Here is a 21,406-nt window from a genome sequence, read left to right as displayed (position 1 = left end):
CTACCTGCCTTCATCCGAGCTATCTTCGCGCCGGGGCGGGAACATGCTATCGGGGCGGTCACCAGTCCACGACAGCAAGGAAACCTTGCCGGATTCTCCGCCGCCGTGACTTGAACAAGCCTCCGGTGCACCCATGCCAAGGTCTGCGAAAGCTTGATCCATGGCGCGGGTGGGGTCGGTATCCCCGAAGGGGTCGAGGTCCGAAATTCCGCGTGGGGTCTCTGGTGATGCGGTGGGAATGACGTAGCGATCGTCATATTTCGCAATGGCCAGCAGGCGGTACATCTCTTGGATCTGCTTGCCGGTCATGCCAACTGCTTCTGCGATTTCTTCCTGGGGCTCATTGCCCAAGTTGATATCGCGCATATACGAACGCATGGCCACTAGGCGGCGCAGGGACTTTTCCACCGGGACGGTATCGCCAGCGGTGAAGAGCCCAGCGAGGTATTCCAGTGGAATGCGCATATTCGCCAGCGTGGAAAAGAGAATCTTGTGGTCTTCACCGTCAAAGCCCGCGTTGCTGATTTCATCAACAACTGGAGACAGTGGTGGGACGTACCAAACCATTGGCAGGGTGCGGTATTCCGGGTGAAGTGGCAGCGCGATTTCATACTTGAAAATCAAGTCCCAGATAGGAGACTGCTGCGCTGCATCAATCCAGGAGTGTGGGATGCCTTCGCGCTTTGCACCTTCGATGACCTCGGGATCATTAGGGTCCAGCAAGATGGACTTCTGTGCTTCGAATAGGTCTTGCTCATTTGGAGTGGATGCAGCTTCCGAAACGCGGTCGGCGTCGTAGAAGATAACGCCCAAGTAGCGCAGACGGCCCACGCAGGTTTCCGAACAAACGGTGGGCTGGCCAACCTCGAGGCGTGGGTAGCACAGCGTACATTTTTCAGCCTTGCCGGTCTTGTGGTTGAAGTAGACCTTCTTATAAGGACAGCCGGATACACACATGCGCCAGCCACGGCACTGATCTTGGTCTACCAAGACGATGCCATCCTCGGCGCGCTTGTACATTGCACCTGAAGGACATGATGAGACACACGTTGGGTTGATGCAGTGCTCACAAATGCGCGGCAGGTAGAACATGAAGGAATCTTCAATCTGCTTTTGCACCGCGATATTCATCTTATTGAGCACCGGGTCGCTATCCATCGTGGCGGTGGAGCCGCCGAGGTTGTCATCCCAGTTCGATGACCATTCAATCTTGTTGATTTCGCGGCCATCGATCTGTGAGACCGGCTTTGCCGTGGGCTGCGTCTTTTGCCCAGCTTTGGCACCCATCAAATCTTCATACTGATAAGTCCACGGCTCGTAATAATCATGGATGGTGGGCAGGTTCGGGTTGTGAAAAAGCGTCATGAGCTTTTTCAAGCGGCCGCCAGCTTTGGGCTTAAGCTTGCCGCTGCCGGTCAAACTCCAGCCACCCTGCCATTTTTCCTGGTCTTCCCAAGTGCGCGGATAGCCGACGCCGGGACGGGTTTCCACGTTGTTGAACCAGATGTACTCGGTGCCTTCGCGGTTTGTCCATGCCTGCTTACAAGTGACAGAACAAGTGTGGCAACCAATGCACTTGTCCAGATTCATGATCATGGCAATTTGGGCCATTACCTTCATTAGTACTGCACCTCCTGGGAGCGGCGACGAACTCGAGTGACTTCATCGCGGTTATTTCCGGTTGGACCGATGTAATTGAAGTGATAGGTCAGCTGGCCATAGCCGCCAGCAATGTGAACAGGTTTGATGAGAATGCGGGTCAGCGAGTTGTGCGTTCCGCCGCGGCGACCCGTGTGCTCATTAAGCGGAGTACCCACCGTGCGTTCCTGGGCGTGGTTCATGATCATCGTTCCCTCAGGGATGCGGTGGGAGACAATGGCACGTGCACTGACCACGCCGTTGCGGTTATAAACCTCCACCCACTCGTTATCGGCAACGCCAATCTTGTCGGCGTCCTTATTCGACATCCACACCACCTGGCCACCACGTGAAATCGACAGCACGTGCAAGTTGTCGAAGTATTGCGAGTGAATTGACCACTTGTTGTGGGTGGTGAGATAACGCAGCGAAATTTCTACTTCGCCGTTGTTATTTAAGGTCTCACCTGGGTTAAATTCCCCGTGCAAGTGCAAATGGTCCAGCGGTGGGCGGAAGATGGGTAGGGATTCGCCGTAGTCCATAAACCAGTCGTGATCGATGTAGTAGTGCATGCGACCGGTGAGGGTATGCCACGGCTTATCGAATTCGACGTTGATGGAAAAGGCCGTGTACCGGCGGTTATTGCGCTTGTCAGCAGACCACTCAGGCGATGTGATGACCTGCGTGGGGCGTTCCTTGATGGTGTCCCACGAGATACGCACTTCCTTATCGGACGCGGCCAGAGGGCTTAAGTCCTTGCCCGTGCGCGAAGACAGGTATTCAAAGCCATTGGCAGAGACTTCACCATTGGAGACTCCCGATAGGTGCAAGATGGCATCGATGACCTTGGTGTCCGTGCTCAAGTCAACGAGCTCACCCATGGAGGTTTCCTTGGTGCCACAAATCAGCTCCAACTCCTGGACCTGCTTGCTGACATCGAATTTAGTACCGTGCACCGCCGTGCCTGCCTTGGCCGTAAGCGGGCCTAAGTGCGACCACTTTTCATAAATCTTGGTGTAGTCACGTTCGACCACGGCAAGCTTCGGCATGGTGACACCAGGGATGTAGCCCATCTCTTCGACATCAGGAACGATGCCGTTGGGCATGCCTAGTTCATCGGGGCTGTCGTGGTGGCTTGGCTGGGTAATCACATCACGCTGGGTGCCCAGCCAGCGCACGGACATCGCGGAGAGCGCGGCGGAGAGGTCACGGAAGACTTCATAGTCAGTGCGTGCTTCCCACGGCGGGTTGATAGCAGCGTTGAATGAGTGCAGGTACGGGTGCATGTCTGTCGATGACATGTCGTGCTTTTCGTACCAGGTGGCTGCCGGCAAGACGATGTCGGAGACCAAGGTCGTCGACGTATTGCGGAAGTCCGTGGTCAGCATCAAGTCGAGCTTTCCTTCTGGAGCGCCCTCGCGCCATTTGATGGACTTCGGGCGCTGTTCTTCCGGCAATTCCTCTGCTGTGGCATCCGAGTCCACGCCGAGCAAGTGACGCAAGAAGAATTCGGTGCCCTTAGCGGACGATCCCATGAGGTTGGTGCGCCAGTTCAGCAGAATGCGTGGCCAGTTTTCTTCCGCCGAGGGGTCGTCGTAGGCAAAGCCCAATTCACCGGACTCTAATTGCTGCGGAATGTAGTCTTTGACGTCCATTCCGGCGGCATCGGCTTCATCGGCAAGCAATAGCGAGTTGCGGTTGAACTGTGGATACGCCGGCATCCAGCCACGACGCATGGACTCAGCCATGGTGTCGGAGACCATCTTGGAGCCAATGGATCCGCGCTGCTGCAGTGGGGAGCCCAAGTGAGAAGCCACGGTATTGTCATAGCGCCACTGCTCGGTGCCGAAGTAGTAAAAAGCGGTGGTCACCATGTGACGTGGCGGGCGCTGCCAGTCTGTGGCCATCGCCCACTGCTGCCAGCCATTCATCGGACGCAGCTTTTCTTGGCCGACGTAGTGAGCCCAGCCGCCGCCGTTGACGCCCTGGGTGCCACACATCGAAGTCAGCGCCAGGAAAGTGCGGTAGATAGTATCCGCGTGGAAGTAGTGGTTCACGCCCGCGCCCATGATGATTTGTGAGCGGCCTTCGGAATCTGCGGCGTTTTGCGCAAATTCGCTGCCGATACGAATGGCGGCGTTGGCTGGGACACCCGTGAGGGTTTCCTGCCACGCCGGGGTGCCCACTTCAGTGGCATCGTGGAAGTCTTCTGGCCAGCTGCCAGGAAGGTTGAGCTCTGGGCGATTGACGCCATAGTGCGCGAGCATGATGTCATACACGGTGGTGTACTTGACGCCGTTGATCTCACGGTAAGGGACACCGCGGTGTACGACGCCGGCGCCGACGGGACGACCCGAGCCGACCTCTTCCGGGTTGGCATCCAGGTCAAAGCGCGGGAACAGAACCTCAGCAGTCCCGAAGCTATCGGTCTCCGCGATGGACATGACGGGATCGACACCGTCTAGGGAAAGATTCCAGCGGGAGGTAGATTCATCCCAGCGGTCAGCAACGGTGCCGCCTGGGTCAACAATCTTGCCGTCGGTTTCCATCATCAACGTGCGGTGGGTGGAATTAGCTGACTGACGCAATTCCGCGTATTCATCGCCTTCTAATTGGCTGCAGGTGAGGAATTTTCCAGGTGTGTAGGAAGCACCTTGCCCGTTCCCGTTGTGTACGACGTCGGTATTTTCCTCCAATGCCACGAGGAAGGCAGCGTCGGTGAATTTACGCATGTAGTTCAGGAAGTAGGGTTCCTGGCGGTCGACGTGGAACGTCTTCAAGATGACGTGGCCCATGGCAAAGGCAAGCGCTGCGTCCGTGCCGGGGTTGATGCGTGCCCATTCATCGGCATGCACGGTGTTGTCGGCGAAGTCTGGGGAAACAACGACGACCTTGGTGCCGCGGTAGCGTGCTTCGACCATAAAGTGCGCATCGGGAGTACGAGTGACGGGAATATTTGATCCCCACATCATCAGATACGAGGAGTTGTACCAGTCGCCGGATTCGGGGACGTCGGTTTGATCACCAAATGTCTGTGGAGATGCTGGTGGGAGATCGGCGTACCAGTCGTAGAAGGAGAGGGCGACGCCGCCAATCATTTCCAAAAAGCGGGTGCCTGCGCCGTACGAGACTTGCGACATTGCGGGAATAACGGTGAAGCCGTTAATGCGGTCCGGGCCGTATTCACGAATGGTGTACACGTGCGCGGCAGACGCCATTTCAATGGCCTCTTCGTAATTGATACGAATGAGACCACCCTTGCCGCGCTGGCTGATATACGCCTGGCGCTTTTCTGGATCTTGCTGGATCTCGCGCCACGCCAAGACTGGGTCGCCGAGGCGTTCTTTGGCCTCGCGGTACATATCAACTAGTACGCCGCGGGCATAGGGGTAGCGGATGCGAGTGGGGGAATAGGTGTACCAGGAAAATGAAGCACCGCGGGGGCAGCCGCGTGGCTCATATTCGGGCATATCATTGCCGTTGGTGGGATAGTCGACGGCCTGGGATTCCCAGGTGATGACGCCGTCTTTAACGTAGACCTTCCATGAGCAGGAGCCAGTGCAGTTGACGCCGTGGGTCGAACGAACCATCTTGTCGAAAGCCCAGCGGTTGCGGTAGAAGACATCCGCCTGGCGTCCGCCCTGCAAGAAGAGCTGCTGGCCATCGGAGCCTGAGGTGCCTTTACGCAGATGAGAGCCCATCTCAAAGAGCGAATTCTTGGACCTGCGGGAAGTTCCTGTGGTTGCCTTGGTCATGGAAAATATCCTTTGTTCGAAGGGGAGTGGAAAGCGAAGCGACGTGCTTATCCGGGGTACGGTGCTTTCGGTCGGGCGTAGAAGATCCAGGTCAGCACGGTGCAGATGGCGAAGAAGACCACGCAACCCCAGAAGAATGCCTGGATGGGCATCAGCGAGAGCAAAATACCGACGATGAAGGGGCCAAAGGCCGCGATAGCAGAGGTCCAGCCGATGACGCCGCCTGCTTGATGCTTCGGGAAAATCATGGGCATTTGCTTGAAGGTGCCGGCATTGCCCAAACCTGTGAAGAAGAACATCATCAGCATTGCGCCGAGGAACCACCAGAATTGCTGTGGGTCGGTGGGGTTGAGGAACAACGCCGCAACCGCAGTAAAGATGGTCATACCGAGACCACCGATAAACGTCCAGATGGCGCCGCCAAATTTGTCACATAGAGGGCCCCACGCTGCGCGGACAGCAGCACCGATGAGTGGGCCTAGGAAGGCATACGCAGCACCACGCGGCAGGCTATCGATGCTCATCGTCTCTGCGAACGATGACCCTGCGCCATAAATTTGGTTGATGATGAGCGCAAATTGCGCGGCGAATCCAGCAAACGCGCCAAAGGTCATCAGATATACCAACGTCATCACCCAGGTATTGGGGTTGCCGAAGATAGACATCTGTTGGCGGAAGTTGGCCTTAACTGGAACATCTTTGAGATAAATCCACGCGAGGACAGCACAAATGACTGCCCACGGAACCATGAAGATGGCCGGGTTGTGGACGAAGACATTGGAACCATCTGGCAGACGCTGCGGGGCGATAAAACCAACGCCAAACAGGGTAAAGCCCATCAGCCATGGTGCAACGAGCTGAATGAAGGAAATACCGAAGTTGCCAATACCAGCCTGCAATCCCAATGCGGTGCCCTGCAGGCGCTTGGGGAAGAAGTAGCCGGTGGACGGCATGAAACCGGCGAATACGCCGCCCCCGAAGCCCGAGGCGAAGGAAATCGCAAGCAATTCCCAAAATGGGGTGTTATCTGGCCGCTGTACTACGGAAAACCATCCGAGCATCGGCAAGAGGAATAGAAGAGCTGAAACAGCAACTAGTTTTCGCGTTCCGACGATGGGTGGCAGAAACATAAAGACCATGCGGAACAAACCAGCGGAAAGGCCAGAGATTGCAGTTAGTGCATAAAGCTGGCCATCAGTTAAATCAAAACCAATTTGATTCAACAAGGGTGCAATAGCGGAAACCAGGTACCACGCACTAAATCCGACGGCCATGGTGGCGGTCGTAATAACCAGCGTGCGCCAGGCAATGGATTTGTCCCACTTGGCTGGATCTTCTGGATCCCAACCTTGAAGAACTCTTCCGGAGCTATCGAACTGAGTACCGGGGGGATTGAGTGTAGACATGCATCCTCACTTGAAAAGAAAGGTGAACTTGTGGGTACCTAAGGACTAGATTAGCTTGCTATGCTCAATATTTATTGGTTTAAAACGATAAAACCCGTTTAATTAAACAACACTAATATTGCCTAATTCACCTGCGGAAAGTGTTCATGCAGCTAGCGTTTGCGCAGTGCAATAACAGTACTTTCGTACTGTTAACTGTTAGTTTGCTCACGCCATGTGAAAAAGTTGGGAAAAGGATGAAAATGCACCCCACAACCCCACCCCTCAAAGCATCACTGATCGTCGTTTCGGACCGGATTGCGAATGGAATCAAGCCGGACCATGCGGCAGATAAGGCTGTGAAACTACTAGAGGCCGCGCAGATTCAAGTGGTGTATCGCGAAATTGTTCGAGAGGATGAGGCCGCATTTACGATCGCGCTGGAGGCTCGCCTGCAATCTGGTGATGACATCATCATCACGTTGGGTGGGACCGGGACACGGCGCGGCAATGTGGTCCCGGAGGTTACCGCGCGACATATAGCTGCCCGTCTTCACGGGTTGGAAACCCAGGTGCTTCTCAAAGGGTTGGAATCCTCGCCGAAAGCAGGGTTGTGCCGTGGGGTTATCGGTGTCAGTCAATATGGACATCCCACCACGTTGGTTATTAACTCAGCTGGCTCCCGCGGTGCGGTGGGGGATACTTTGGGCGTGGTTTTGCCGCTTGTCGATGACATTGTCCGCGAGTGCTAAAAATAAAGCTCTTTCCGGGCCCGGAAGAAAAATCTTGGGCAACGCGGAAAGCGCTCCATAGTTGGTAAGGCTCTAGAAATTAGCGCTAAGCCTCATGGTTTTCTTCTACGTCTCTGATGGCTTTCGGATCTTCGGGGTTGCTCGATCCGGGGCCCTCGAGCTGGATGATGTTGTATTCACCTTCGGCAAGATGAGAGCGCATATCCTTTTTATCGAATTTGCCGACGGAAGTTTTATCTAGCGCTTTTACGAAGGTCCAATATTCAGGCAGCATCCAATTGGGCAGTTCCTTGCGCAAACCCTCGCGAAGGCGTTCTGCGGTTTCAATCGTGGGCGAAACCTCGGGGCGCAAAACCGTAATTGCCAATGGACGTTCCACCCATTTTTTATCTGGATAGCCGATAACAGCTGCTTCCACTACGTCTTCGTTGTTCATGATGAGGTTTTCGAGCTGGACTGAATAAATCCACTCACCGCCGGAGCGAATCACATCGCGCGCACGGTCGGAGACATTGAGGAAGCCATCTTCATTGACGTAGCCCACATCGCCGGTGCGCAGCCAGCCATCAGCAGTGAACTTATTGTCGGCAATATCGGTGGGCTTGCCTCGAAATTCGGCAGCTAGCCCATTATCGTGCCCGGAAGGGGAGTCGTAGTAGCTCTCGGTTACTAGGTTGCCGCGGACTTGGATCTCACCTGCGTTGCGGTCGGTAGTGGCAACGACTTGGCCATCATTGACCACGCGGTATTCCAAGGAGGCGGGGAATCGGCCTTGAGAGACTCGGTAAGCCCAGCGCGCATCACCGGATGCACCTTGTGGTGGACGGGCAACGGTGCCCACAGTGGAGACTTCCACCATGCCCCAAACGTGGACGACGTCGACGCCGTATTGCTCTTCCCACACCCGGATCAATTGCTCCGGTACCGGGGAACCGCCAGCGAAGATTTCTACCAGCGACATGCGCTCGGGCGGATTGTTGAGGTAGTGCACCATCAACTGAATCCACAACGTTGGCACGCCGTGGGCCACACGTGGGTGAGTGGTGGCGATGATCTTGGCCAAGGTTGGGGCAGAGACGTCAGAATCCGGCAGGATTAACGGGGTGCCCGTCATCCATGCAGCAAATGGTACGCCCCAGGACAGCACGTGATAGATCGGGATGCAACACAAAAAGGACTCGCCGTGGGTAATAGCAAGGCTGTCCGTCGTGCGTAGCAGCATCGCTTCTAAGTAGATAGACCGGTGCGAATACACCACGCCTTTGGGCGCGCCGGTGGTGCCAGTGGAATAGCACAGCGCCGCGGCGGTATTTTCATCTAACACCGGCCAGTTATAAACCGAGGACTTGCCGTCGAGAAGTGACTCATAGGAATAAACTTCCACATTGCGTCCGAAGTACTGGCTAAATTGACGCGGGTTTTGTGTGCCGGTAAAGACCACGGCGCGCACGGTATCGGCATCGGCAAGCACTTTGCCCAGCTGTTCTGCCAAGCGTGGGTCGGCGACGACTACCTCGATTTCTGCATGATTGACGATGTGGCGAATCTGGTCATTCATCAGTTGCTTATTCAGCGGGGTGAAGACCGCGCCTTTACAGCTTGTCGCAAACATGACTTCTAGATGCTCGGCGCAATTCCACAGCAAGGTGCCCACTCGTTCATCGCCGGTAATTCCCAGGTCATCGTGAAGCGCGTGGGCAAAAGCAGCGGCACGTGCGGCAATTTCAGAAAAGGTGGTTTCTTCAGCTGGATTCGCACTCGATCCTTCGCTGGCCTGTCCGCCATGCCAAGTGGTGACTTTGGTGTTGGCGTGGACGGTGGAGCCGTAGTTTAATATCCGCGTAATTGAGAGGGGGATATCCATCATGGTCGAAAGCATGTGTCCCACTTTAGCGGTGCTGGTGGTGATGCGTTATACTAATGGCTGACTGATTGATTGCTCGCTATTTTGTCGAGTTTGCAACACATCTACCAGCGCAGATGAAGCGTAGAAAACAGTCACATACCTGATGAATGACTCCTGGCATGCAATGTCACTTTTAGGGTCTCATATGGGGAATAAAGAAACTTTCGCCGCAAGATTATTATTTCGGGCGAGAATATAAATAGCTTAAAGTACCGAAACGGCCTGCTTGAAAATGGCGCAGTTCAGCGAAGCTGTACACATACTGTCGCAGGCTATGAAAGGACATCCGTGAGCGATACGGACATCAACTCCGCAAAGGATTTGGCCTCCCTGAAGCTAACTGAGCTGCGCACAATCGCAGCACAGAAGGGTTTGCGTGGAGTGTCAGGTTTGCGCAAAGGCGACCTGATTACCGCAATTGTGACCGGCCAAGTGCCGGGGAAGACGGCAACTTCTGCCAAAAAAGAGCCTGCCAAGGCCGCTGCTGCAGCGCCACAGGCTGCGAAGAAAGATGACGCTGCTGCGGAAACATCCCCTGCAGCAGACAGCGCCAATGCCGAGGACAAGCCCAAATCTGGTGCTCGACGTCCACGTCGGGTAGTTCGTTCCACCAGCTCCGCCCGCGCCGAAGAATCCGCGCAGGACGACCAGGGACACAGCGCTTCGAAGGACAATGCGGAATCTGCCGCTGCTTCGAGCGCTAATGACAGTGCTGCTAAGGCCGATAGCTCTTCGCACAACGACGGCGATGACAATGACGATCATCGTTATGAATCTCGCTCCCAGGCTCGCCGCGCACGTCGCTACCGCGCCCGTCGCAGCGACTCTGGCCAAGACGATGCCCAGGATTCCTCGGGTCAAGACTCTTCGGATAACCAGCAGGATTCTGGCAATGACCAGAACAAAGATCGCCGAAATTCCCGCGATCATGATGGCGATAACGAGGGATCGCAGTCCAACCAGGGCGATCACCGCAATAACCGTCAGCGCGGCGGCCGTAACAACAACCGCCGCAACGACCGTAATGATCGCAATGACCGTAATGACCGCAACGACAACCGCGGTGATAATCGGGGAGAAGGCCGTGGTGGCGACGATGACCACTCCGGCAACAATGACTCCCGGAATAACGACAATCGTGGTGACCACCGCGGCGACAATCGCGGTGGCGATAACCGTGGTGGCGATAACCGTGATAATCGCGGGGGCCGCAACAATAACCAAGATGATGACAACGGTCGTCGGGGCCGCCGTGGTCGCCGTAACCGTCGCAGCCGCGGTGGCAACGAAGGTGGTCACTCGAACAACGACATGCAGATTCGCGAGGGCGATGAACTGCAGGCAGTCGGCGGCATTTTAGAAGTTGTAGACCACAACGTCGCATTCCTGCGCACCACGGGCTACCGCGCAATGGGCAGCGATGTCTTTGTTAACAACAACCTTGTTCGTCGCTTGGGCTTGCGCTCTGGTGATGCTGTAACCGGTCAGGTCAAGGTCGGTGGTGCAACGCATTCTCATGGCAATGGCCGCAACCGTCGCAAGTACAACCAGCTGGTGCGCGTCGATAGCATCAACGGTCTGGAGCCAGAGCAGGCGAAAAACCGCCCAGATTTCTCTAAGCTAACCCCGTTGTACCCCAACCAGCGTTTGCGTTTGGAAACGACGCCGAATGTGTTGACCACACGCGTCATCGACCTGATTATGCCTATTGGTAAAGGTCAGCGTGCATTGATTGTATCTCCGCCAAAGGCGGGTAAGACCACCATCTTGCAAAATATTGCCAACGCCATCGCAACCAATAACCCAGAGTGCTACTTGATGGTTGTCTTGGTTGATGAGCGTCCGGAAGAAGTCACGGATATGCAGCGCTCGGTCAAGGGTGAAGTGATTGCTTCGACTTTCGATCGCCCACCGTCAGAGCACACCGCTGTGGCAGAGCTTGCGATTGAGCGCGCGAAGCGTCTGGTTGAGCAGGACAAGGACGTTGTCGTCTTGCTGGACTCTATTACCCGTTTGGGCCGCGCATACAACAACTCTTCACCAGCATCCGGACGTATTTTGTCCGGTGGTGTGGACTCCAACGCGCTGTACCCACCGAAGCGTTTCTTGGGCGCAGCCCGCAACATTGAAAATGGTGGTTCGTTGACCATCATCGCAACCGCCATGGTGGAAACTGGCTCTACTGGTGACAACGTCATCTTCGAAGAGTTCAAGGGCACCGGCAACGCCGAGTTGAAGCTGGATCGTTCCATCTCGGAGCGCCGCGTCTTCCCAGCAGTCGATGTCAGCCCTTCGGGCACACGTAAGGATGAACTGCTGCTGGTCCCAGAAGAACTGCGCATCATGACCAAGCTGCGTCGCATCCTGTCTGGTTTGGATTCCCACCAGGCTATCGACCTGCTGATCAAGCAGCTGAAGAAAACCAAGTCCAACGGCGAATTCCTCATGGGTATTGCGAACTCGGCGCCTATGACGGCAAGCCTTGACGAAGAGGACTACTCCTAATGGCCAATGAAGTTTCACTAGTAGATGACATTGTCTCTGAATACCAAGGTATTGAGATGCAGATGGCGGACCCAGAGGTCGCCTCTGATCAAAATCAATTCCGCAAGCTCTCGAAGCGCTATGCAGAGTTGCGTCCGATCATCGTCGTGCATACCCAGCTGACGCAGGCAAAAGAAGATCTTTCTGATGCCAAAGAGATGGCGTATGAAGACCATGACTTCCAGGATGAAGCCGAGCGCCTAGAAGGTGTTGTTCTCGAGCTCGAAGAGCAGCTCGCTGACTTGCTTGCACCGCGTGATGAGCATGATTCAGAAGACATCATCATGGAAATCAAGGCGGGTGCTGGTGGCGAGGAAGCAGCCCTCTTCGCAGCTGATCTCGCGCGCATGTATGAACGTTATGCTGATAAGAGCGGGTTTAGCTGGGAAGTTATCGGTATTAACGAATCCGATCTCGGCGGTGTGAAGGACATGACGATTACGTTTAAGTCCAAGACTCCGTCGCGTGATGGTGCTTGGTCGGTCTTCAAATTCGAAGGCGGCGTACACCGCGTACAGCGCGTGCCGGTCACCGAGTCCCAGGGACGTATTCAAACCTCAGCCGCTGGTGTGCTGGTCTACCCAGAACCAGATGAGGTCGCAGAAGTACACATCGATGAAAAAGATCTCCGCGTTGACGTCTACCGTTCCTCCGGTAAAGGCGGCCAGGGTGTTAACACCACCGACTCCGCGGTGCGTTTGACGCACTTGCCCACGGGCTTGGTTGTTACCTGTCAGCGTGAGCGTTCACAGATCCAAAACAAGGCGCGCGCCATGCAGGTTTTGCAGGCGCGCTTAGAGCAGATGGAACGGGAAGCACGCGAGGCTGAGGCCGGCGAGCAGCGCGCATCCCAGGTGCGCACCATGGACCGTTCGGAGCGTATTCGCACCTATAACTGGCCGGAAAACCGTATTACGGACCACCGCATTGGCTACAAGGCTAATAACTTGGACTCTGTTCTCGACGGCGATATGGGCAGCTTGATCGACGCTTTGCAGGCGCAAGAGCGCGCAGAGCGCATGGAATCAGAAGGCTAGTTCCACATGAGCCATCAGGCTACATTCGCCGAGGCGCTTCGCATTGCTGCGGAGCGCCTTCGCGCTGCAGGGATAGATTCAGCGGACTGGGATGCCCGCATGCTCTTGGCACACGTGCTGGGGGTTGGCCACATGGATATTCCCTTGGGCGCGCAAGCGACTGACATCGAGCAATTCGACGGCCTTATCTCACGGCGCGTCGAGCGCGAGCCCTTGCAGCACATCATGGGAACCGCAGCTTTTGGCCCGCTCGATTTAGAAGTTGGCCCCGGGGTCTTTATCCCGCGCCCAGAAACAGAGAGCCTTGCTGACTGGGCGGTAAACTACTTGCAGAAAAACCATCCGCGGCACCAAGAAACGCCTCCCGTGGTTGTGGATCTGTGCACGGGCAGCGGGGCATTAGCTGCCTATATCTCGTACTATCGCCCGGATGCGCGCATTATTGCAGTAGAGCTTTCCGATGCCTCCCTGACTTTTACCCACCGCAATCTCGCCGGAACTTCCGTGGAGATTGTTCAAGCTGATGTCACCAGCCCAGAGCTTTTAGATAAGCTTTCCGCAGTTGTGGGACAAGTTGACCTTGTGGTGACTAATCCGCCGTATGTTCCGGAAGAGCCCAACTTGGCTCCGGAGGTCTATTTCGATCCGCACGACGCCGTGTTTTCAGGCGATGACGGCATGGATGTTATCCACGCAATGATGCCTAATATCGTGGCATTGCTTCGCCCAGGTGCACGTGTGGGGATTGAGCACGATGACACCACATCGGTTGCGGTCCAAGAAACAGCACGTGACGCGGGTTTAGTCAACGTCTCACCCTTGAAAGACTTGGGTGGTACTGCGCGGTTTGTACTCGCAGAGGCTCCAAGCGGAAGCTAAGCAAGAAAGGTCGGCTGCGAGTAGTACTATGAAAGACCTAAATATGCCTTTCGCCATCAACACATCAAGCAACACCATTTAGTGGGGAGCAGCACATGCAAGGAAAGATTTACGATTGCTCGGATGAGCAGCAGCGAGCTGAAGGCATTGCGCTAGCGACGAAGGCCGCGAAGTCCGGCCGACTCATCGTGACCCCAACGGACACGGTGTACGGACTTGGCTGTGATGCTTTTGATAATGATGCCGTCGCCAGCCTGCTGGCAGCCAAGCATCGCGGGCCCGATATGCCAGTGCCGGTACTTATCGGTTCCTGGGATACGGCGAAAGGTTTAGTGCAGTCTTTCACCGACCAGATGAAGCTTCTCACGGAAGCATTTTGGCCAGGTGGGCTCTCGATTGTCGTTCCTCAAGCGCCGTCATTGCCGTGGAATCTGGGGGATACGCGCGGCACTGTGATGCTGCGTATGCCGCTGCATCCGATTGCTATTGAGTTGCTGCGTGAAGTTGGGCCGATGGCGGTTTCTTCGGCGAATATCTCCGGCCATGCGCCAGCGACCACGGCTATTGCTGCCAAGCAGCAGCTCGGAAAAGCCGTCGCAGTTTACTTGGACGGTGGCGAGGCGCCCATTGGTGAACCATCGACCATTATTGATCTCTCGGGCCCCTGGCCCTACCTCTTGCGCGAAGGGGCTTTGTCCGCAGAACGTATTAGCGAGGTCATCGGCGTAGATGCGCAGCGTCTGCGTACCCGCCCAGGCCAAAATCTGCAGCAGCCGAACGGAAACCAGCCTGGAGTGCAGTAATTCATGACTGGTTCTGGGGTACCGCTACGAGAGCTTGGGCTAGTAATCCTCGTTGCCGCGGCCATTACTTCCCTGGCGACGGGGATTGTTCGCTCTGTCCTTGTGCGCACCGGCAAGGTAGCAGAGATTCGTTTGCGCGATAGCCACTCGCAGCCCACGCCGCAAATGGGCGGCATAGCGATGTTTACCGGCTTTATGGCGGCGATCTTTCTCGCGCAGCAGCTGCCCGCCCTTACGCGTGGCTTTATGCCCGTGACCCCAGAAATTTCCGCAGTAATGTGGAGTGCGCTCGCCATCATGATCGTCGGTGTCATCGACGATCTCTATGAGCTTTCAGCGTTGGTGAAGCTTGCCGGGCAGATTGTCTCCGCGGCGCTGCTCAGCATCTTAGGGCTGTCATGGACATTGCTCTTTGTGCCGATCGATGGCGGAACCACCGTGTTGCTCGACCAGGTCCAGTCCTCGATCTTGACAACATTCGTGACCGTGCTGTTAATCAATGCGATTAACTTCGTTGACGGCCTCGACGGCCTGGCTGCGGGGCTTGGACTCATCGCAGGCGGAGCGATTTTAATCTTTTCTCTCACGGTGCTCTATGACCAAGGCGGGGCAGTATCTGCCTATCCGCCCGCTATCATCTCGGCTGGCTTGGTGGGCATGTGTATTGGCTTTTTGCCGCACAATTTTGAGCCCTCGCGAATATTTATGGGCGACTCCGGCGCCATGCTGATCGGATTGCTCTTGGCAGCAGCGTCCACCTCGGCGTCGGGCAAAATTACGCAGTCGCTATATGGCACCGCCGATATGGTGGCGCTAGTGAGCCCCTTTATCGTGGTGACCGCTGCGGTCTTCGTCCCTGTCTTAGACTTAGTCTGGGCAGTGATACGACGAGTCTCACAGGGAAAGTCACCGTTCGCGGCCGATAAGGCGCACATACACCACCGGTTGCTGTCCTTAGGGCATACACATCGTCGCACCGTATTGGTGCTGTACTTGTGGGTGTCAGCGGTAGCTTTCGGCGCCGTGAGCTTTTCAATTGTCCCGCCCTTGGTGGCGACAGCAGCCACGATTGTTGCCTTGCTTACAGCGTTTGGCGTGACCTTGGTTCCGCTGCGTCGCGGCAAAATAGGTGCGCAGTCCCATCCTCCACACAACCACGAGTAACGAACTAGTCGACATCGTTAAGCGTTGCGAGACCACTTTGTATCCAGCACGGTAATGGGTTCTAGGTTTTCTACCTGCTGTAGTAGAGTGTGCCACCGTGAGTGAATCTTTAAATGACGATAGCGGCGGCACTAGTAGCTTTGATGATCCACGAGTGCCGTTGCAGCGGGCGCTGCGTTTTGGAACCATTGCGCTAGCAATCATTACTGTAGCGTCCCTGGCCATTTGGGGCGGCGTGCGCGGCTTGCCCGGCATCTGGGGAGTAGTCGTTGGTGCTGCCATTGGCGGCGGCTTCGTGCTCATTACTGCGGCATTAGTCCTGGTGACGTCGAAGTCTTCTCCATCGACCACGATGGCAGTGGTGCTTGGTGGCTGGCTGCTCAAGGTTGTGCTCTTGATTATCGTGCTTATGATCATCAAGGACATGGAATTTTATGACACGATGGCCATGTTCATCACCATCGTTTTAGCCATGATTACAGTCCTTGGCACCGAGGTGTGGGGCATTATCACCTCACGGGTGACCTATATTTCCTAAGTCCCAGCAGTCCTGAGGAAAAGACCAGGGAGCACGCCACAGCTTGGTGTGCTCCCTGTAGTGATCTCGCATCTTTAGGGGCGTGCCCGTCGGGTTGAAAGCAGGTGCCAATGATGTTTTGCGTGGGGTAGGGGTTGCGGGGGTGCAGAGGATCAGGCAAAGCGACATTCGCAAAGGTTGGAAATTCCGACAGGGAGCGAATGAATGTGATATAAAACATTAAAGTCTTCGGTGGTGACCCAGCGCCGGAAACGCCCATTACATGCACGTAAAGCTACGAATGGTGGATGATTTTTACGCGCGTTAGTGGGGGTATTGGGTGGGGGTGATTGGTTGTAAAAGACCAACCCCGAAATTAACTGTGATGAACCTTACTAACGCCTGTAAACTACCCCTGGGCTGCGACGATGGCGCTGATTTTGTTATTTGAAGGCGGGGTTAGGTTGGGGGTCGGGGTTTCCTTGACCTGCGGATCGAAATAACCCGTGATGAGCTGATATTATTTCCTGCGGGTTACCGCGGAAGCGGCATTAGTAAGATTCGTGTCCTGCGAAAATTTATGCCGTATCCCATTTACGGTGATTCCCTGTTACAACTTCGCTGATGTGCGACGGAGTCCGTAGTTGTGACAGAGAGTTTGAGACGTCCATCGCACCGTACGACCACGACAATCGTACGGCCCGAACACGGGAGAGAACGCTGAGCGTTACAACATTGGCCATGAAGGGTAGCTTCCACGCGCCCGAACTGGACCCAGAATTTTTCCCGGGGCAATATTACGGCGACATCCTGTTTGACGATGTGTTGGGCGGATGGTTCGCACTTGATCGCATCATGTTGGTACGTCTTCTTATGACGGTCATCTTGGTGCTTTTATTTATTGCAGCATTTAGGAACCCGAAGTTGGTTCCTAAGGGACTACAGAACGTCGCAGAATACGCGCTAGATTTCGTCCGAATTCACATTGCTGAAGACATCCTGGGTAAGAAGGAGGGTCGTCGCTTCTTACCGCTGTTGGCGACTATTTTCTTCGGTACCCTCTTCTGGAACGTCTCCACGATTATTCCGGCACTGAATATCTCCGCGAACGCTCGTATTGGTATGCCAATTGTCTTGGCGGCTGCTGCGTATATCGCAATGATTTACGCGGGCACCAAGCGTTACGGCTTCGGCAAGTACATCAAGTCCTCGGTGGTTATTCCTAACCTTCCGCCGGCTTTGCACTTGCTGGTTGTGCCAATTGAGATTTTCTCGACCTTCATCTTGCGTCCCGTCACTCTGGCAATTCGTCTTATGGCTAACTTCCTTGCCGGCCACATCATTTTGGTTCTGCTGTACTCTGCCACGAACTTCTTCTTCTGGCAGCTCAACGGCTGGACTGCGATGTCTGGTGTGACCTTGCTCGCAGCGGTTCTGTTTACGGTCTACGAGATTATCATCATCTTCCTGCAGGCATATATCTTTGCTCTGCTGACGGCGGTGTACATCGAGTTGTCACTTCATGCAGATTCGCACTAAAGGCGCGAACAACACGGCCTTGTAATAACCCCCAATTTCAAACCAACACCAACTTCGCTAGAAAGAACGATTAGCGGAGAATTTTCGAAAGGGAACGACTTTCATGAACGACATCATCTTGGCTCAGGCAACCGAGACCTCCTTCGATGGCTTGCAGTCCATCGGCTACGGCATCGCTACCATTGGCCCTGGCTTGGGTATTGGTATCCTGGTCGGCAAGACCGTAGAGGGTATGGCACGTCAGCCTGAGATGGCTGGCCAGCTACGTACCACCATGTTCTTGGGTATCGCCTTCGTTGAGGCACTTGCTCTTATTGGCCTGGTTGCAGGCTTCCTGTTCTAAAAGCGCGCGTTTAAAACCAAACCACCGTTTTTAAGACTGGAGACTTATGAACAACGTCTTTTACTATCTTGCAGCGGAAGGAGAGTCCCTTCCGATGGAAGGTGGCAACTCTATTCTGCTTCCCAAGACATATGACATCGTCTGGTCTCTGATCCCGTTCGTAATCATCCTTATTGTCTTCGCAATGTTCGTCATTCCGAAGTTCCAGGAACTATTGCAAGAACGTGAAGACCGGATTGAGGGCGGCATTAAGCGCGCTGAGGCCCAGCAGGCCGAAGCAAAGGCTGCTCTTGAGAAGTACAACGCACAGCTTGCCGATGCTCGCGCAGAGGCAGCTGAGATCCGTGAGCAGGCGCGTGAGCGCGGCAAGCAGATTGAAGCAGAGGCAAAGACCCAGGCAGAGGAAGAAGCACAGCGTATTGTCGCCGGCGGCGAAAAGCAGCTCGAAGCTTCCCGTGCTCAGGTCGTTTCCGAACTGCGTTCCGAAATCGGACAGAACTCCATCAACTTGGCTGAGAAACTGCTCGGTGGTGAACTCTCTGAGTCCACTAAGCAGTCATCGACCATTGATAACTTCCTGTCCGAGCTCGACTCTGTGGCATCGGCCGGAAAGTAGGCAACTATGAAGGCAGCTAGCCGCGAATCGCTGGCATCCGCTCTTGAGTCGCTGGATTCTAATCTGGCAGCTCAAGCTGGTGTCGCAGTGTCCACTTTGACCGGCATGGAACTGTTCGAGGTCGCCCAGGTTTTGGGTGAAGACCGCGAACTTCGTGGGGCAATCATTGATGAGTCTGCCTCCACCGACTCCCGCAAGAAGCTCGTTGATGATCTCTTCGGCGCAAAGGTTTCAGCTGCAACTCTGCAGGTTCTGGAACAAGTTGCATCCTCGAAGTGGTCGAGCGCTCGCGAGATGGTTTCCGGTCTGGTTGCACTTTCACGTCGTGCTTTGATGCGCGGTGCGGAAAGTGAAGGACAACTAGGTCAGGTTGAAGATGAACTCTTCCGCTTGTCCCGGATCCTGGACCGCGAAGGCGAACTAACCCAGCTGCTTTCTGACCGAGCTGCGGAACCTGCGCGTAAGCGCAAGTTGCTGGCAGATGTGCTCTACGGAAAGGTCACCAAATTCACCGAGGCGCTCGCGCTGCAGGTAATTGACCGCCCAGAGCACAACCCAATCGATGACGTAGCGCATTTGGCAACCCAGGCAGCAGAGCTGCAAGGGCGTTCCGTTGCACACGTTGTTAGCGCGGGTGAACTCAACGAAGGCCAGCAGGCAGTACTCGCCGAGAAGCTGGGCAAGATTTATGGTCGTGCGATGTCCATCCACTCTGAGGTTGACACCAGCCTCCTCGGTGGTATGACAATCCGCGTAGGTGACGAAGTCATTGACGGTTCTACCGCAGGCAAGATTGAGCGCCTGCGTACCGCTTTGAAGTAGTTGACTACAACGACAGAATTGATTTAAGTAAGTGCTGGACGAATCTACCGAGAGTAGGAAGAACATGGCGGAGCTGACGATCTCCTCCGATGAGATCCGTAGCGCGATAGCGAACTACACCTCGAGCTACTCCGCGGAGGCCTCCCGTGAGGAGGTCGGCGTGGTCATTTCGGCAGCTGATGGTATTGCACAGGTTTCTGGCTTGCCTTCAGTTATGGCGAATGAGCTGCTCGAGTTCCCAGGCGGCGTAATCGGCGTCGCACAGAACCTTGAAACCAACTCCATTGGCGTTGTTGTTCTAGGTAACTACGAGTCCCTTAAAGAAGGCGACCAAGTAAAGCGAACTGGAGAGGTTCTCTCCATTCCAGTGGGCGAGGAATTCCTCGGCCGCGTTATTAACCCATTGGGTCAGCCTATTGACGGCCTCGGCCCAATTGCTGGCGAAGAGGACCGCGTCCTCGAGCTGCAGGCACCTTCCGTGCTGCAGCGTCAGCCAGTTGAAGAACCACTGCAGACTGGTATCAAGGCTATCGACGCCATGACGCCTATCGGCCGTGGCCAGCGTCAGCTGATCATTGGTGACCGTAAGACTGGTAAAACCGCAGTCTGCATCGACACCATCTTGAACCAGAAGGCTAACTGGGAGTCCGGCGACAAGGACAAGCAAGTTCGCTGTATCTACGTCGCTATTGGTCAGAAGGGCTCCACTATCGCTGGTGTCCGCAAGACCCTCGAAGAGCAGGGTGCTTTGGACTACACCACGATCGTGGCTGCTCCTGCGTCTGACTCCGCTGGCTTTAAGTGGTTGGCTCCATTCTCCGGCGCTGCCCTTGGTCAGCACTGGATGTACCAGGGCAACCACGTTCTGGTCATCTACGATGACTTGACCAAGCAGGCTGAGGCTTACCGTGCGATTTCCCTGCTGCTGCGTCGTCCACCGGGACGCGAAGCTTACCCAGGTGACGTCTTCTACCTGCACTCCCGTCTGTTGGAGCGTGCTGCAAAGCTGTCCGACGACTTGGGCGCTGGTTCCTTGACCGCACTGCCAATTATTGAAACCAAGGCGAATGACGTTTCGGCGTTCATTCCAACCAACGTTATTTCCATTACCGACGGCCAGGTCTTCCTGGAGTCCGACCTGTTCAACCAGGGCGTCCGTCCGGCAATTAACGTCGGTGTTTCGGTTTCTCGTGTTGGTGGCGCTGCGCAGACCAAGGGTATGAAGAAGGTTGCAGGTAACCTGCGTCTTGACCTCGCTTCTTACCGTGACCTCCAGGGCTTCGCTGCCTTCGCTTCTGACTTGGACCCAGTGTCCAAGGCACAGCTTGAGCGCGGCGAGCGTCTGGTTGAGCTGCTGAAGCAGTCTGAGTCTTCTCCTCAGCCAGTGGAATACCAGATGGTTTCCATCTTCTTGGCCGAGGAAGGCGTCTTCGACGTCGTTCCCGTCGAAGATGTCCGTCGCTTCGAGGTGGACGTGCAGGAGTACCTGCAGCAGAACACCCCTGAGGTCTACGAGCAGATCGCTGGCGGCAAGGCATTCACCGATGAGTCCAAGGAAGCATTGTTGGCTGCTGCCGAAGACTTCACTCCTACCTTCCGCACCACCGAAGGCCACAACTTGGGCACTGAAGCTCCAGTTGATCCTTTGGATGAAGACGAAGTTAAGAAGACCGAAGTCACCGTCTCCCGTAAGTCGACTAAGTAAA

Annotated in this window: 16 protein-coding genes; 12 read left to right on the top strand and 4 right to left on the bottom strand. The window is 55.3% G+C overall.

Going from position 1 to position 21,406, the window contains the following annotated elements:
* The 3 genes from narH to CAMM_RS08140 are packed head-to-tail and all read right to left on the bottom strand — an operon-like array spanning window position 1 to window position 6,799.
* Window positions 1-1,620, bottom strand: coding sequence for a nitrate reductase subunit beta (gene narH / locus CAMM_RS08150; RefSeq protein WP_003848648.1), 1,620 nt, complete (start codon window positions 1,618-1,620; stop codon window positions 1-3).
* Window positions 1,620-5,393, bottom strand: coding sequence for a nitrate reductase subunit alpha (locus CAMM_RS08145; protein ID WP_003848650.1), 3,774 nt, complete (start codon window positions 5,391-5,393; stop codon window positions 1,620-1,622). Before CAMM_RS08145 ends, narH begins: the two co-directional genes overlap by 1 nt.
* A gap of 47 nt (window positions 5,394-5,440) precedes the next feature.
* Complete coding sequence (locus CAMM_RS08140; RefSeq protein WP_003848652.1) at window positions 5,441-6,799, bottom strand: MFS transporter; 1,359 nt, start codon at window positions 6,797-6,799, stop codon at window positions 5,441-5,443.
* Window positions 6,800-7,041: 242 nt separating this feature from the next.
* Here CAMM_RS08140 and CAMM_RS08135 point away from each other — a divergent pair, with 242 nt between their 5' ends.
* Window positions 7,042-7,530 (top strand): molybdopterin-binding protein, encoded by a 489-nt coding sequence (locus CAMM_RS08135; RefSeq protein WP_147581064.1) that lies wholly within the window; start codon window positions 7,042-7,044, stop codon window positions 7,528-7,530.
* Window positions 7,531-7,615: 85 nt separating this feature from the next.
* Here the strand turns inward: CAMM_RS08135 and CAMM_RS08130 are convergent, their stop codons facing one another.
* Entirely contained in the window at window positions 7,616-9,409 is a 1,794-nt protein-coding gene (locus tag CAMM_RS08130) for a long-chain fatty-acid--CoA ligase (protein ID WP_003848659.1), read from the bottom strand.
* A gap of 315 nt (window positions 9,410-9,724) precedes the next feature.
* Here CAMM_RS08130 and rho point away from each other — a divergent pair, with 315 nt between their 5' ends.
* The 11 genes from rho to atpA all read left to right on the top strand — a co-directional run bounded on the left by rho (window position 9,725) and on the right by atpA (window position 21,405).
* Complete coding sequence (gene rho / locus CAMM_RS08125; RefSeq protein WP_040356027.1) at window positions 9,725-11,941, top strand: transcription termination factor Rho; 2,217 nt, start codon at window positions 9,725-9,727, stop codon at window positions 11,939-11,941.
* On the top strand, window positions 11,941-13,017 hold the full coding sequence (prfA, locus tag CAMM_RS08120; RefSeq protein WP_003848665.1) for a peptide chain release factor 1: 1,077 nt from the start codon (window positions 11,941-11,943) through the stop codon (window positions 13,015-13,017). Before rho ends, prfA begins: the two co-directional genes overlap by 1 nt.
* A 6-nt stretch (window positions 13,018-13,023) precedes the next feature.
* Window positions 13,024-13,896, top strand: coding sequence for a peptide chain release factor N(5)-glutamine methyltransferase (prmC, locus tag CAMM_RS08115; RefSeq protein ID WP_003848668.1), 873 nt, complete (start codon window positions 13,024-13,026; stop codon window positions 13,894-13,896).
* A gap of 95 nt (window positions 13,897-13,991) precedes the next feature.
* Window positions 13,992-14,699, top strand: coding sequence for an L-threonylcarbamoyladenylate synthase (locus CAMM_RS08110; protein ID WP_003848670.1), 708 nt, complete (start codon window positions 13,992-13,994; stop codon window positions 14,697-14,699).
* A gap of 3 nt (window positions 14,700-14,702) precedes the next feature.
* Window positions 14,703-15,863: a glycosyltransferase family 4 protein gene (locus tag CAMM_RS08105; protein WP_003848672.1), complete on the top strand. Its 1,161-nt coding sequence runs from the start codon at window positions 14,703-14,705 to the stop codon at window positions 15,861-15,863.
* 97 nt (window positions 15,864-15,960) lie between these two features.
* Window positions 15,961-16,401, top strand: coding sequence for a Cg1360 family ATP-synthase-associated protein (locus CAMM_RS08100; protein ID WP_040356032.1), 441 nt, complete (start codon window positions 15,961-15,963; stop codon window positions 16,399-16,401).
* A 720-nt stretch (window positions 16,402-17,121) separates the two neighbouring features.
* On the top strand, window positions 17,122-17,919 hold the full coding sequence (gene atpB / locus CAMM_RS08095; RefSeq protein WP_003848676.1) for a F0F1 ATP synthase subunit A: 798 nt from the start codon (window positions 17,122-17,124) through the stop codon (window positions 17,917-17,919).
* A gap of 103 nt (window positions 17,920-18,022) precedes the next feature.
* Window positions 18,023-18,262: an ATP synthase F0 subunit C gene (locus CAMM_RS08090; RefSeq protein WP_003848677.1), complete on the top strand. Its 240-nt coding sequence runs from the start codon at window positions 18,023-18,025 to the stop codon at window positions 18,260-18,262.
* A gap of 46 nt (window positions 18,263-18,308) precedes the next feature.
* Window positions 18,309-18,878 (top strand): F0F1 ATP synthase subunit B, encoded by a 570-nt coding sequence (locus CAMM_RS08085; RefSeq protein WP_003848678.1) that lies wholly within the window; start codon window positions 18,309-18,311, stop codon window positions 18,876-18,878.
* A gap of 6 nt (window positions 18,879-18,884) precedes the next feature.
* Window positions 18,885-19,700, top strand: a complete 816-nt coding sequence (locus CAMM_RS08080; RefSeq protein WP_003848679.1) for a F0F1 ATP synthase subunit delta — start codon at window positions 18,885-18,887, stop codon at window positions 19,698-19,700.
* 64 nt (window positions 19,701-19,764) lie between these two features.
* Window positions 19,765-21,405: a F0F1 ATP synthase subunit alpha gene (atpA, locus tag CAMM_RS08075; protein ID WP_040356036.1), complete on the top strand. Its 1,641-nt coding sequence runs from the start codon at window positions 19,765-19,767 to the stop codon at window positions 21,403-21,405.
* Window position 21,406 lies beyond the last annotated feature (1 nt).

The sequence above is a fragment of the Corynebacterium ammoniagenes DSM 20306 genome, assembly GCF_001941425.1.
GTDB lineage: Bacteria > Actinomycetota > Actinomycetes > Mycobacteriales > Mycobacteriaceae > Corynebacterium > Corynebacterium ammoniagenes.
This window is presented reverse-complemented; position numbering and strand designations above follow the sequence as displayed.

What these genes read in the sequence shown, in the direction of transcription:
- CAMM_RS08080 (WP_003848679.1), top strand. Translation starts at nt 18,885, where the DNA reads ATGAAGGCAGCTAGCCGCGAATCGCTGGCATCCGCTCTTGAGTCGCTG.
- atpB (WP_003848676.1), top strand. Translation starts at nt 17,122, where the DNA reads ATGAAGGGTAGCTTCCACGCGCCCGAACTGGACCCAGAATTTTTCCCG.
- narH (WP_003848648.1), bottom strand. Translation starts at nt 1,620, where the DNA reads ATGAAGGTAATGGCCCAAATTGCCATGATCATGAATCTGGACAAGTGC.
- prfA (WP_003848665.1), top strand. Translation starts at nt 11,941, where the DNA reads ATGGCCAATGAAGTTTCACTAGTAGATGACATTGTCTCTGAATACCAA.
- CAMM_RS08110 (WP_003848670.1), top strand. Translation starts at nt 13,992, where the DNA reads ATGCAAGGAAAGATTTACGATTGCTCGGATGAGCAGCAGCGAGCTGAA.
- CAMM_RS08090 (WP_003848677.1), top strand. Translation starts at nt 18,023, where the DNA reads ATGAACGACATCATCTTGGCTCAGGCAACCGAGACCTCCTTCGATGGC.
- CAMM_RS08085 (WP_003848678.1), top strand. Translation starts at nt 18,309, where the DNA reads ATGAACAACGTCTTTTACTATCTTGCAGCGGAAGGAGAGTCCCTTCCG.
- CAMM_RS08135 (WP_147581064.1), top strand. Translation starts at nt 7,042, where the DNA reads ATGCACCCCACAACCCCACCCCTCAAAGCATCACTGATCGTCGTTTCG.
- CAMM_RS08145 (WP_003848650.1), bottom strand. Translation starts at nt 5,393, where the DNA reads ATGACCAAGGCAACCACAGGAACTTCCCGCAGGTCCAAGAATTCGCTC.
- CAMM_RS08140 (WP_003848652.1), bottom strand. Translation starts at nt 6,799, where the DNA reads ATGTCTACACTCAATCCCCCCGGTACTCAGTTCGATAGCTCCGGAAGA.
- atpA (WP_040356036.1), top strand. Translation starts at nt 19,765, where the DNA reads ATGGCGGAGCTGACGATCTCCTCCGATGAGATCCGTAGCGCGATAGCG.
- prmC (WP_003848668.1), top strand. Translation starts at nt 13,024, where the DNA reads ATGAGCCATCAGGCTACATTCGCCGAGGCGCTTCGCATTGCTGCGGAG.
- CAMM_RS08105 (WP_003848672.1), top strand. Translation starts at nt 14,703, where the DNA reads ATGACTGGTTCTGGGGTACCGCTACGAGAGCTTGGGCTAGTAATCCTC.
- CAMM_RS08130 (WP_003848659.1), bottom strand. Translation starts at nt 9,409, where the DNA reads ATGCTTTCGACCATGATGGATATCCCCCTCTCAATTACGCGGATATTA.